Annotated in this window: 13 protein-coding genes; 8 read left to right on the forward strand and 5 right to left on the reverse strand. The window is 34.8% G+C overall.

All coding sequences use genetic code 11. The features are described 5' to 3' along the window. The first annotated feature begins 368 nt into the window (after positions 1-368). Complete coding sequence (locus tag EAE92_RS20650) at positions 369-1,325, forward strand: phage tail protein (protein ID WP_214069429.1); 957 nt, start codon at positions 369-371, stop codon at positions 1,323-1,325. A 48-nt stretch (positions 1,326-1,373) separates the two neighbouring features. Continuing rightward, a complete protein-coding gene (locus EAE92_RS20655; protein ID WP_072165200.1) occupies positions 1,374-1,463 on the forward strand; it encodes a tail fiber assembly protein in 90 nt (29 codons plus the stop codon). Between the two features lie 52 nt (positions 1,464-1,515). Here EAE92_RS20655 and EAE92_RS20660 read toward each other — a convergent pair whose 3' ends face one another. Beyond that, positions 1,516-1,923, reverse strand: a complete 408-nt coding sequence (locus EAE92_RS20660) for a type II toxin-antitoxin system HicB family antitoxin (RefSeq protein WP_036812864.1) — start codon at positions 1,921-1,923, stop codon at positions 1,516-1,518. Between the two features lie 4 nt (positions 1,924-1,927). Beyond that, a complete protein-coding gene (locus EAE92_RS20665) occupies positions 1,928-2,158 on the reverse strand; it encodes a type II toxin-antitoxin system HicA family toxin (protein WP_214069430.1) in 231 nt (76 codons plus the stop codon). 707 nt (positions 2,159-2,865) lie between these two features. On the opposite strand from EAE92_RS20665, the gene EAE92_RS20670 reads away from it, so the two are divergent. From EAE92_RS20670 to EAE92_RS20685, 4 genes are all read left to right on the forward strand, one after another. Continuing rightward, positions 2,866-3,768, forward strand: coding sequence for a tail fiber protein (locus EAE92_RS20670; protein ID WP_214069431.1), 903 nt, complete (start codon positions 2,866-2,868; stop codon positions 3,766-3,768). 338 nt (positions 3,769-4,106) lie between these two features. After that, entirely contained in the window at positions 4,107-4,418 is a 312-nt protein-coding gene (locus EAE92_RS20675; protein WP_052105878.1) for a tlde1 domain-containing protein, read from the forward strand. 41 nt (positions 4,419-4,459) lie between these two features. Continuing rightward, complete coding sequence (locus tag EAE92_RS20680) at positions 4,460-4,843, forward strand: hypothetical protein (RefSeq protein WP_214069432.1); 384 nt, start codon at positions 4,460-4,462, stop codon at positions 4,841-4,843. Between the two features lie 410 nt (positions 4,844-5,253). After that, positions 5,254-6,126, forward strand: coding sequence for a tail fiber protein (locus EAE92_RS20685; protein WP_214069433.1), 873 nt, complete (start codon positions 5,254-5,256; stop codon positions 6,124-6,126). 281 nt (positions 6,127-6,407) lie between these two features. On the opposite strand, the gene EAE92_RS20690 is transcribed toward EAE92_RS20685, so the two are convergent. Genes EAE92_RS20690 through EAE92_RS20700 form a run of 3 tightly spaced genes read right to left on the reverse strand, consistent with a single transcriptional unit; the run spans position 6,408 to position 8,677 of the window. Beyond that, on the reverse strand, positions 6,408-7,184 hold the full coding sequence (locus tag EAE92_RS20690) for an ABC-2 family transporter protein (protein ID WP_246545322.1): 777 nt from the start codon (positions 7,182-7,184) through the stop codon (positions 6,408-6,410). Next, positions 7,171-7,923, reverse strand: a complete 753-nt coding sequence (locus tag EAE92_RS20695; RefSeq protein WP_214069434.1) for an ABC-2 family transporter protein — start codon at positions 7,921-7,923, stop codon at positions 7,171-7,173. The genes EAE92_RS20690 and EAE92_RS20695 overlap by 14 nt, the downstream gene beginning before the upstream one ends. Continuing rightward, positions 7,913-8,677, reverse strand: a complete 765-nt coding sequence (locus EAE92_RS20700; protein WP_214069435.1) for an ATP-binding cassette domain-containing protein — start codon at positions 8,675-8,677, stop codon at positions 7,913-7,915. Before EAE92_RS20700 ends, EAE92_RS20695 begins: the two co-directional genes overlap by 11 nt. A 1,227-nt stretch (positions 8,678-9,904) precedes the next feature. On the opposite strand from EAE92_RS20700, the gene nadA reads away from it, so the two are divergent. Together nadA and pnuC are read left to right on the forward strand one after the other, a co-directional pair. After that, positions 9,905-10,945, forward strand: a complete 1,041-nt coding sequence (gene nadA, locus EAE92_RS20705) for a quinolinate synthase NadA (RefSeq protein WP_214069436.1) — start codon at positions 9,905-9,907, stop codon at positions 10,943-10,945. Between the two features lie 54 nt (positions 10,946-10,999). Next, positions 11,000-11,725 (forward strand): nicotinamide riboside transporter PnuC, encoded by a 726-nt coding sequence (gene pnuC, locus EAE92_RS20710; protein WP_036812889.1) that lies wholly within the window; start codon positions 11,000-11,002, stop codon positions 11,723-11,725.

An 11,725-nucleotide genomic window follows, 5' to 3' on the forward strand; every position in this document is an offset into this window, starting at 1 on the left:
GGGGTATAGGTGCTATGATAGGCATAACTCAGTCCGTTTAGTGGTTTGGGATTATCTACAATTGATCAGATTGCAAAAATTGGACTGAGTTCCCTCCAAGTGTTCTACTATTTTGAAAAGTTATTTAGAACATTCAGTTTGGAATTTAAAATAGAAAAAATTACAGGATGAAATAGAAAGAATAAAATAAAAATAATTTCCAAATGTTAAATGTAAATTTGTAGGGTATATTTTTGATTTGAAAATGTTGAACCACATTCTTTTTATGGACTAGACTTTAATTAGTGTGAATTGCAAGGAAGACTATTTTTGCAATAATTTAATATATTGATTATAAAATAACATTGTTTAATTTAAGGAGAAAGTGCATGAGTCACAAGAATGATTTTAAGGCTTTTTCTATTAGTAATAATGCGAATATAATTAGTCAAGAAATATATGAAGAAAGTAAGGGTTTACTGACTGGATTTCCACCTAATACTATTTCAATCGATTTATTAAATAAAGTTCTTCGCCAGTCATCAATTATATCATCTGTGGTAGCTGATTTTATCGCTACACAATCTAGCGATGATATTCTGGATGATGGTGATATAATTAAACTCACAGCCCAATTAAACAGAGCATTAGAGCAAAAAATCACAGCAGAAGTTCCAAATGCTTCATTAACACAGAAAGGTATTGTTCAGCTTACAGATGTAGTAGGCAATAGTGATACATTGGTTGTCACTCAAAAGCTAGCCCAGGAAATAATAGATTCATTGCGTGAAAATATTAATGACAGAGTGCCCAATAGCCGAAAGGTGAATGGAAAAGCATTGTCTGCTGACATTAGTCTAGAGGCTGGGGATATAGGTGCATATACCAAGGCAGAAGTTAATAATCTAATCAATGCAGTTAATAATATTCCTGTGGGAGCTCCTATTCCCTGGCCTACAGTTATACCGCCAGCGGGGTGGCTGCAATGTAATGGAGCAGAGTTCGATAAAACAGCTTACCCGCAATTAGCGGCAGCGTATCCTACAGGAAAATTACCTGACCTGCGCGGAGAATTTATTCGTGGTTGGGATGATAGCCGAGGTGTTGATAGTGGTCGTATTATTTTAAGCGCACAGACTGACAACACAAAAAGAATACAACTTTCTCAAGGGAATGAGAGAAGAAAATACCTTTCTAATTATCAAGGACCTGTAGATGGATACCAATACCCGCTCGGTAGGGATGTTACAGGCGACGCAACTGTTACATCAATTGCTAACAATACCGGCGGTCACGAAACCCGTCCCCGCAATATTGCATTTAATTACATAGTGAGAGCAGCATAATAGCCGAATAAAAATACCCTTTAAAAGCCAAAAATATAAGAAGCCGTTTTGCTTGAATGGAAAAAATATCGGGTATTGCTGAGCAGAACAGATATTTTACAAGCTTCCGATATTGAATGGCTGGATAAACTGAGGTAATAACAAAGCCGGTTAGCCCGGCTTTATTTTTTTATTCTGAAAACTAAATCTGTCACTGGTGAGCTATTTCTTTTCTGGCTAACTCAGCTAGAAAAGCAGAGCGGTTTTTGTAGTGTCCGTTTTTTTCAATGTAGCGATCTATAGCAGTTAATAGATTGCCAGGCATAGTTAAATTGAACTTTATGGCTTTTGACTCATATTTCGCTGGATCTAACTCGATGAGGGCAATAACCCCTCCATCTTCAGACAAGCGAGGATCACCGATGTAATCAGAAGAGTTTTTAGGGGCGGGGACATAGCCGCCGTGTTCGATTAAAACTTCCATGTGCTGCGCGAACGCTTTTTCAGCATCCCGAATAGCATCTTCTAAGGTATTGCCAGCAAAGAAACAGCTTTCAACATCGGGGAAGTAACCGTCAAACCCATCTTCTGTTTTAAATATAAAGAGTGGATAAATCATAGTATTACCTCTTAATTTGATCATGAGCTTTGCAGAGAAAGGGCGGCATAACTGTGTTCAGCCCTGAAATATTTTGTGCCTGCCGGATAACACCTTTTGATGAGTCTTTTCTTGGGGGCGGTATTGTGATTATTTTTGCAACACCGGGTTTAGTTAGAGTGATGTGACTACCGTCTTGTCTGGCCTTAACCCATCCGTCAGCTATTAGGAGTTTTATTAGCTCTGCACTACCCATAAATCCTCCGTTTGGTTAATGTATGAGTATAATACCTATACATTAATTCTATTATCAATATATTTGTGGGTGTTATGCCTACTTTTTATGGGTGTGAAACATGATCAATGTAACAATCAGAGGCCGAAAAGGTGATAACGGACATCCAATTACACTAATTGAAGCTTCAAATATCATTGATAATTGGTTATCAGAAATATATAAAAAGGAGGAAAGGTGTGGTTAGTAAATAACGTCGGTTAGTCCGGCTTTATCTTTTTAGATTTTGAGGTGTACTGGCTAGGGAAACCAGTTAGGATTACGATAGGCTAAGACCCTCACATAAAGTCATCAGAGTAATTCACAAAAGAGGCACTCAGAATTAGATGCTTGTTGTCATTTAGAAAAATTCAACCTTTCGGTCCAATACCCCGTTTCCGTAGTTTCTTACGCTAATTACTTGCGAAACTTTTCTATGAGATGACAGGAATAAGAGAAAAATAATTTCCAGATATTAAATATAAATTGGCTGTATATTTTAGATTGTAAAATGTTGAACTATTTATTGCTGCCAATGATACAAAAACGGTTAACCTTATAAGTAATAAGAACACAGTATTATATTTTTCCTGAACTAGACTTTTATTAGCCTGAATTACAGGGGATTATTTTTACAATAATTTAAGATGTTGATTATAAAATAACATGATTTAATTTAAGGAAAGTATATGAGTCAAAAGAATGATTTTAAGGCTTTTTCTATTAGTGATAATGCGAATGTCATTAGTCAAGAAAAATATGAGCAAAGCCAGGGGTTGCAGACAGGGTTTTCTCCAGATAATGTTCCCACTCACTTATTAAATAAGGCGTTGCGTCAGTCATCAACCATATCATCTGTTGTCGCTGATTTTATCGCGACACAATCTGGCAATGATGTTCTTGATGATGGAAATGTAGCCAAACTCACCGCTCAATTAAATAAAGCGATAGAACAAAAAATTACGACAGACATTCCCAGTGCTTCATTAACACAAAAAGGAGTTGTTCAGCTGACAAATGTGATTGGCAATAGTGATACATTGGCAGTGACGCAAAAATTTGTTAAGGAAGAAATAAATTTATTACGTGAGTATACTTATACCCGTGAAGAGATAGATAACCGGATTAAAGCTGCCAGTGAAATTCCTGCTGGTTCTCCTATTCCGTGGCCGTTGCCCTATCCACCTGTTGGCTATCTCACTTGTAACGGCTCATCTTTTAATAAATTGCAGTATCCGAAGTTGGCGGAAGCTTATCCTGACGGTAAATTACCTGATTTAAGAGGCGAGTTTATTCGGGGATGGGATGATGGCCGTGGTGTTGATCCCGGTCGGGTGTGCGGTACGTGGCAAACAGATACAATGCAGAAATTAGGTGGGGCACTTGAAGGCGGTAATGACATCGGCATGATGACTCGGCCACATGACAGCACGAGCGGCGTGTTTTCGGAAGGGCCGGCTCGTAGAATCGTTTATCAGCGAGTTGAAGGTACCGGGTATGTAATCTATTTTGATAATTCAAATGTTGCGAGAACATCACATGAAAATAGACCCCGTAACATTGCATTTAACTACGTTGTAAGGGCTGCATGATTATAGTGGCCGAAGCAGTTTGAAGTAAGAATAAAGCCGGTTAGTCTGGCTTTATTTTTTTATTCTGAAAATAGAGAAAGGGTAATGTATCGTATTTATGCTATGAAATTGCAGAATAGTATCAATATCCTTAGATACTTGTGTCTAGATGCCAGAAGATTCAGTTTGGAACCGGAGGCAAAAAAAGTTACAGGAAGGTATGGAGAATAAATGCAGTTATTTTAGTAATGTATAAGAACTATCCAGATATGCTATTGTCTAATTGATGAACTATATGAGTTTCACTTGATTTGTAGAAATGAAACTTTGTTATTAATATTCAAGTAGAAGTACGCACTATGACATGGATTTATCAACAGTACAGTGGTGAAATTTATCACGATACAAAGCTTATTGGCCACGGTTGGAGTGGTCAGGGTATACATAAGAATAATCCTGCATCAGAAGGTATAAAAAGCTTAGGTCCTATACCCAGAGGTTATTATAAAATAACCGGTGAAAATAACTCAAAAGGCCCCATGACTATTATCCTTGACCCATGTAGTTGTAATGATATGCATGGCCGTAGTGCTTTTAGAATTCACGGTGCTAGCAGAAAAGATCCCCAACCTTCATCAGAAGGTTGTATAATTCTTAATAGAGATATATGACGTGAGATATTGCTCTCGCACGATACGGATTTGGTTGTCGAATGAAAAGATTAATATTGATATTAACTGCGATGCTTTTTACGGCTAATGTTGTGGCGGGAACAAGATCTGATGGTTGTGCAGATATTAACGGTTGGAATGTTCAACAAGTAATACAGAAAGCTGAACAAAAAGATATTATTAAGTCTGATAACGTTGATATCTCAAAGAGTGCTAGCATTCTGTTAAATGAACTTCCTCTGAAACACAATGGTAGGATAATTACGTTAAATGATGGAGTGGAAGGGGAAAAACTCTCTACTGAGGTGATAAAGGTCTCTTTGTTTGATAAATCAAGAAATTCGACAGTAAATATTATTGCTGTCGCTCTAGTATCAAACATCGAATGTTCGTTAACAGATCCTAGTATTATAGTCATTCCATAAATCTATTCTATCAAGCAACGGAATAGATAAGGAAATAAAAGCCGGTTAGCCCGGCTTTATTTTTATCCTGAAAACTGAAAATAAAAAGGGTAATGTTCTGTATTTATGCAGTGAAATTTCAGAATAGCATCGATATTCTTGCATGGGATTTTACAGGATGAAATAGAAGAAATAATAAAGAAATAATTTCCAAATATTAAATATAAATTAGCGGGATGTTTTAGATTCTAAAGTATTGAACTACTTATTACTGCCAATGATACAAAAACGATTAACCTTATAAGTAATAAGAACACAGTATTATATTTTTCCTGAACTAGACTTTGATTAGCCTGAATTGCAGGAGACTATTTCTACAATAATTCAAAATGTTGATTATAAAGTCACATTATTTAATTTAAGGAAAATATATGAGTTCTAAAAATGATTTTAAAGCTTTTTCTATTAGTGATAATGCGAATGTCATTAGTCAAGAAAAATATGAGCAAAGCCAGGGGTTGCAGACAGGATTTTCTCCGGATAATGTTCCCACCCACTTGTTAAATAAGGTATTACGTCAAGCGTCAACCATATCATCTGTCGTCGCTGATTTTATCGCGACACGATCTGGCAATGATGTTCTTGATGATGGAAATGTAGCTAAACTTACTGCTCAGTTAAACAAGGCGATAGAACAAAAAATTACAACAGATATTCCCAGTGCTTCATTAACACAAAAAGGTGTGGTTCAGTTGACAAATGTGATTGGCAATAGCGACACATTGGCGGTTACACAAAAGCTTGTTCAGGACGTAATAAATTCATTACGTGAAGAGATTAATATACCTGTGGGTTCTCCTATTCCCTGGCCGCTAATCTATCCACCTTTCGGTTATTTCATTTGTAATGGTTCACCTTTTAATAAATTACAGTATCCGAAGTTGGCGGAGGCTTATCCTAGCGGTAGATTACCTGATTTAAGAGGCGAGTTTATCCGCGGATGGGATGATAATCGAGGTGTTGATGGTGGTCGTGGGCTTTTGTCTTGGCAGGGAGATGCAATCAGAAATATTACGGGGTCGACTCAAGTTATACATGCCCAGATGGGCGGTGCTCCTCAGACGCCTGTTGTGATTGGGGTCATGGCATCGTCGCGATATGCTACGGCAGAAACACGTTCAGCAAATGGCGGCGCTAGTTCTGATCTTACCTATTTTGACATTGATGCATCAAGACAAGTCCCAACCGCTAACGAAAATCGACCTCGTAACGTGGCATTTAACTATATTGTAAGGGCAGCGTAATTTTAGTGGACGGTACAGCTTAAAGTAAGAATAAAGCCGGTTAGTTTGGCTTTATTTTTTTATTATTTTTATATCCAGATGACCTTAATTCAGAAATACAAAAAGTGTCACCGTTTCCAGCGGATATTGACACTAGCGATGCTGGTTTATGCACTAATTATGTGAATCCAAGAAGTAAATTTTTTAGTTATTTCAAGTGAATCTAAGAAATCACCAACTTTACTTGAATTAGAATGCGATCTATGGCTTCCAGAAATAATTCCCAATTTCATTATATTTCCTCACGTGATATATTTAGAATACCTTTTAACACCAATATCAAAAACCAATTTCGCTATAAAAATTAAAATCAATGTTACCAAAGTTTGAATAAAAACCCATTTCATACTCATTATTCCACTTGCTACTGAAGCTGGAACGCCCGTTATAAATAGACACGGAAGTATGAACATTAAAATAAAACGAACTACACCATGAAAAGATTGTTCAGGTCTCACCAATACTTTAAAACAAGGATTTGAGTTCTTAATACTAACTAATGAAGCTGTCCAAAATATTGTTGTTCTTATGATCCATGTAATTGAAGTAAGTATTAGGACTCCTTCTAATGCCATTATAAAATGTAGAAAAACCAACAAAATATTAGTACCAAGGTAAATATGTACAGTAAAAAATAATACTAAAGAGAGGAATGACAACAAAAAATGCTCAAATGCAATATTTGTAGTAACATATAGAAATTGAGTATTTATAGGTAACGCCAAATGAGGTTCTAATTTTAATGATTTGACTTTTTTAACCAGCAAGAGGCTTCCTTTACCAAATAAAAAAAGATAAAAATTATCGACTAAACATACCGTAGTAAAAAATATAATAACAAAATCATCAGATAAAATATAACCTGAAGATTGTGAATTTAAAATAGCATACCAAAAGAAAGCTTGTGCTATATAGTAACTAAAATTAACAGAAGCGGATAACCAAAAATTTAATGGGCTTTTTTTTGCTTCTGACAATCCACTTTTAAAACCAATAAATATAATTTTAAGCATTGCCATTATACCCTTGATTGTATTTTAACATATAATTCCAGATAAAATTAAAAATCATCATTAAGAGCATCATGATTAAAAATCCATTAAATATAAAATAAATAGATATTGAATTTGTTGCAATTTTAACTGGAATATAGGTGATATATTGAAATGGAATATAGTTAAATATTGATTTTAAAGAATCACCAAACACATCCAATGGTATTAACGCACCTGAAAGGACCCATGATAAAGTATCCTTAATAATTATAAAAGAATACGAGCCTCTAAATTTGAATGCCATACATGACAATATCATTGTTAAGTACAAGTTGATAAACAACCCTATACATAAAGAAATAAATAGATATATAAAATTAGGAATATCCTTTTGGTATATAATTATAAATGAAATTAATGGTGACATTATAAATAATCTAGCTAATATCTGTCCCAAAGCATATTCCGAATAATATAATAGTATTGATTTTGGCATTGTAATTAGTCTATCTATACTACCATCTTCAATATGGAACGATAAATTTTCTGGAAATCCAGTAATACTTGTCAATTGAAATATAATAACAGACCATAATATATAAACTATTATCTCATCATGCGTATAGTTAACAAAACCATTTGATTTTGTCATGGTGTCCCAAAAAGATAGTTCAACCGCATATAATGTTACAATTATAAATAAGTAGCCAAATATTATATTCTTCGCCCTAATGGTTTCAATAAAAGAAAACTTAATTATCACAGAAAAGCCCCTCTAGATATAGCGCATTCTTTTCTTTTGAGTTATTTTTATTTAGATTTATTTTTGATATTTCACCATCCTTCAAGAAGATAATATCCTTGCAAACATCTGCAATATCTATCATATTATGTGATGTGATTAGTATTTTACTTTCATTATTTTGAGCATAATCTTTTAATATGTTTCGTAATAGAATTTGTGACTCTATATCTAATCCAATTGTTGGTTCATCCAATATCAGTAATTTTGGCCTATTAAGAAAGTGTATTAATAAGTTGGATTTCACAGATTGACCTAAAGAACACGTTTTTGCAGGTTTTTTTGCTATACTTCTAAGGTTCAACATTTCTATCATCTTTTCAACACTATTCTTATCATAATCACGTTTATATATCTTAGAAAAAAGCTCAATATTCTCATAGAGAGATAACTCCTCCCAAAGCATTGATTTATTGCCAAAAACGATACCAAGATTAGATAAAAGATTAAGAGGTCTTCCACTTGAATTAATGCCAAAAACGGTAATGTTTCCAAAGTTTGGAGTTAAAATACCGGAAATCAGTTTTATTAAAGTTGTTTTCCCTGCGCCGTTCTTTCCCAGTAATCCTATAATCTTGCTATCGTCAAATATTTCAATATTTATATTTTTAAATAAAACCACTTCGACTTCATTTAATGAAAATATATTTTTAAAAATATTTTTCTTAATTTCTCTACTTTTATAACTAAAGCATAAATCAGTGATTTTTATCATTTTAATTCACTGTCTTTGTAAGTAATATGTGATTATTATGAATGATATATTCTTTTACTTTACTATTTTTACTATAAACAATAAATTTCTCTTTATCTATATTCATTATTCTTTTCGCATAATCTTGCACTTAAAATAACTTACCCAATACTTCACCAGTTGCTAAATGCCAACTTAAAATATAGCGGCTTTAACTGAATTTATATTAAAATTAATATTTGTTGTCAAATTAGAAAACAAGTTTGTTAACAAAAATGCTGAACCACATCACAGAGCGGACTCCTTATTAGATGCTGTACTTACTCTTTTATGTAAAAATTTAAAACCACCGGCTTTAACTGGTGGTTTTATGATGGATGGGTTTTAAGCGATTGTTAAAAGTCATAGTTTTAACTCCAGGGTTTAATCGGTATCAGGTTTTAACAGTTGTTTTACCACTTTTTACGTCTGCTTTTTATCAATTTTAATCATCATGGTATATCTGGTTTTATGTTTAAAAACATTAATTATACTCGCTTTCTATCTTTACTGACGCTGTTTCACTGGCAATCCTAAATAGTTTTCATCAGTCGCTACCATTCATGTTTTTTCGGATAATCAGGTTTTTTCAGAACTTAAATTCTGCCATATTAACCGTTTTCACCGTTTTTTTATTTTGCTATCTTTTATGGTTTACTTCATAAAATAACGGAGAGAAAACACTTAAATACCAATCTATTCGGATAATGTTTTTGTGTTCTAATTTTTCAACTCACTGTTAATGGTTAATGGGTTTCGACTGAATTAGATTAACTATCTTTCTAGAAAACATATTTATTATTAATTTTAATTAGCTGTTAAAAAGATGATAAACCGGTAAAATGATTCTCATGCCGAAAATCTTCTTACTTTTTAATTAAAAAATAATTTAATAAATGACTTTAACAAAACAGCATTTAAAAATATAATAATGTTTTCTGTTTTCTGTTTTCTGTTTTCTGTTTTCTGTTTTCTGTTTTCTGTTTTCTGTTTTCTGTTTTCTGTTTTCTGTTTTCTGTTTTCTGTTTTCTGTTTTCTGTTTTCTGTTTTCTGTTTTCTGTATAGCCCTCACAGACGAAAATATCTCGCGATAAATTACTATAAATCGATCATTTTGTTTAGTATATTAAACAAAACTAGGCGGATTTTCGGACTAAAAACCAAAGTTTTCGCTTTTTAAAACCATATACTAAACAGTGAGTCAGCGTAATGAACCAGTATATTGATTTTAATTCAACTATTTATCCATTCCCTCCTAAACCTGCTTTTCTCAGTAAGGATGAAAAAAAACATTGCCGTGAAAAAATTAAACGCCTTTTGAAACAGCAGGATGCTGTTATGGTTGCACATTATTACACCGATCCTGAGATCCAGGCTTTAGCAGAAGAGACCGGAGGATGTGTTGCAGATTCACTGGAAATGGCTCGTTTTGGTAATAATCATCCCGCTTCTACTTTATTAGTTGCCGGTGTGCGATTTATGGGGGAAACCGCCAAAATTCTTAATCCTGAGAAACGTGTTTTAATGCCTACGTTGGAAGCTGAGTGTTCTCTAGATCTTGGTTGCCCTGAAAAAGAGTTCACCCAGTTTTGTGATGACAATCCTGATCGTACCGTGGTGGTTTATGCAAATACATCAGCAGCAGTTAAAGCACGGGCGGATTGGGTTGTGACTTCAAGTATCGCTGTTGAGCTGATCGATTATCTGGATAGTCAGGGGAAGAAGATAATTTGGGCGCCCGATCGCCATTTGGGGAATTATGTCCGTAAGCAAACAGGAGCCGATATTCTTTGTTGGCAAGGGGCTTGTATTGTTCATGATGAATTTAAAACTCAGGCTTTGATAAGGGTAAAAGGTCTGCATCCCGATGCCGCGGTATTGGTTCATCCTGAATCGCCGCAAGCTGTTATTGAGTTGGCTGATGCTGTTGGCTCGACCAGTCAATTAATCAAAGCCGCGCAATCTTTGCCGCATCAGAAACTGATTGTGGCAACGGATAAAGGTATCTTTTATAAAATGCAGCAAGCATGTCCTGAGAAGCAGTTATTTGCAGCGCCTACGGCTGGGGAAGGGGCGAGTTGCCGTAGTTGCGCTCATTGTCCGTGGATGGCGATGAATGGCTTACAAGCCATCGTTAAGGGTCTGGAACGGGGAGGGGATCAGCATGAAATATTGGTTGAAAAAGAGTTGCGGGAAAAGGCACTGGTTCCTTTAAATAGGATGCTTGATTTTGCAACTCAGTTAAAATAGAAAATTGAATAATGAGAGTAATATTTTATTGTAGATAATAATAGGATATAACAGATGGATTTTTTCAGTATTAACAACATATTAGTCAATATACCTCTGGGAAAGGGAGGATATGATTTATCGTGGATTGAAGCAGTAGGTACGATCGCCGGTTTGTTATGTATTTGGTTTGCCAGTCAGGAAAAGATAATTAACTATTTGTTTGGACTCATTAATGTCACATTATTTGCTGTGATTTTCTTTCAAATTCAACTTTATGCCAGTCTATTGCTGCAATTATTCTTCTTTGCGGCAAATATTTATGGTTGGTATGCCTGGAGCAGGGTTAATGATCAACAGCAGATTGAACTTAAAATACGTTGGTTAAGCTTGAATAAGGCGGCAATAATTGGTCTAATTTCCGTGCTATTAATTGCCATGATGACTTTTAATATTGATCGGGTCTTTGGCTATCTGACTCAGATTGCCGTTATGATGATGCAAAAATTTGGCTTTAATGTTCAGATGCCGATGTTGGAGCCTGATGCGTTCCCATTCTGGGATTCGACAATGACGGTGCTATCCATTGTGGCAATGGTTCTGATGACCCGCAAATATGTTGAAAACTGGTTGGTGTGGATAGTTATCAATGTGATAAGCGTTGTTATCTATTTCCATCAAGGCGTGCTGGCAATGTCGTTGCAGTATGTGATTCTGTTGGGCATTGCATTTAATGGCTCCCGTTTGTGGATTCAGGCGGCTAAGGAAAACCATTCTTTGCCATTATCCCATAGGAAATAG

The sequence above is a fragment of the Photorhabdus hainanensis genome, from assembly GCF_018448965.1.
GTDB lineage: Bacteria > Pseudomonadota > Gammaproteobacteria > Enterobacterales > Enterobacteriaceae > Photorhabdus > Photorhabdus akhurstii.

Excerpts from the sequence above, each read along its gene's own strand:
- EAE92_RS20650 (WP_214069429.1), top strand. The coding sequence starts at position 369 with ATGAGTCACAAGAATGATTTTAAGGCTTTTTCTATTAGTAATAATGCG.
- EAE92_RS20660 (WP_036812864.1), bottom strand. The coding sequence starts at position 1,923 with ATGATTTATCCACTCTTTATATTTAAAACAGAAGATGGGTTTGACGGT.
- EAE92_RS20665 (WP_214069430.1), bottom strand. The coding sequence starts at position 2,158 with ATGGGTAGTGCAGAGCTAATAAAACTCCTAATAGCTGACGGATGGGTT.
- EAE92_RS20670 (WP_214069431.1), top strand. The coding sequence starts at position 2,866 with ATGAGTCAAAAGAATGATTTTAAGGCTTTTTCTATTAGTGATAATGCG.
- EAE92_RS20675 (WP_052105878.1), top strand. The coding sequence starts at position 4,107 with ATGACATGGATTTATCAACAGTACAGTGGTGAAATTTATCACGATACA.
- EAE92_RS20680 (WP_214069432.1), top strand. The coding sequence starts at position 4,460 with ATGAAAAGATTAATATTGATATTAACTGCGATGCTTTTTACGGCTAAT.
- EAE92_RS20685 (WP_214069433.1), top strand. The coding sequence starts at position 5,254 with ATGAGTTCTAAAAATGATTTTAAAGCTTTTTCTATTAGTGATAATGCG.
- EAE92_RS20690 (WP_246545322.1), bottom strand. The coding sequence starts at position 7,184 with ATGGCAATGCTTAAAATTATATTTATTGGTTTTAAAAGTGGATTGTCA.
- EAE92_RS20700 (WP_214069435.1), bottom strand. The coding sequence starts at position 8,677 with ATGATAAAAATCACTGATTTATGCTTTAGTTATAAAAGTAGAGAAATT.
- nadA (WP_214069436.1), top strand. The coding sequence starts at position 9,905 with ATGAACCAGTATATTGATTTTAATTCAACTATTTATCCATTCCCTCCT.
- pnuC (WP_036812889.1), top strand. The coding sequence starts at position 11,000 with ATGGATTTTTTCAGTATTAACAACATATTAGTCAATATACCTCTGGGA.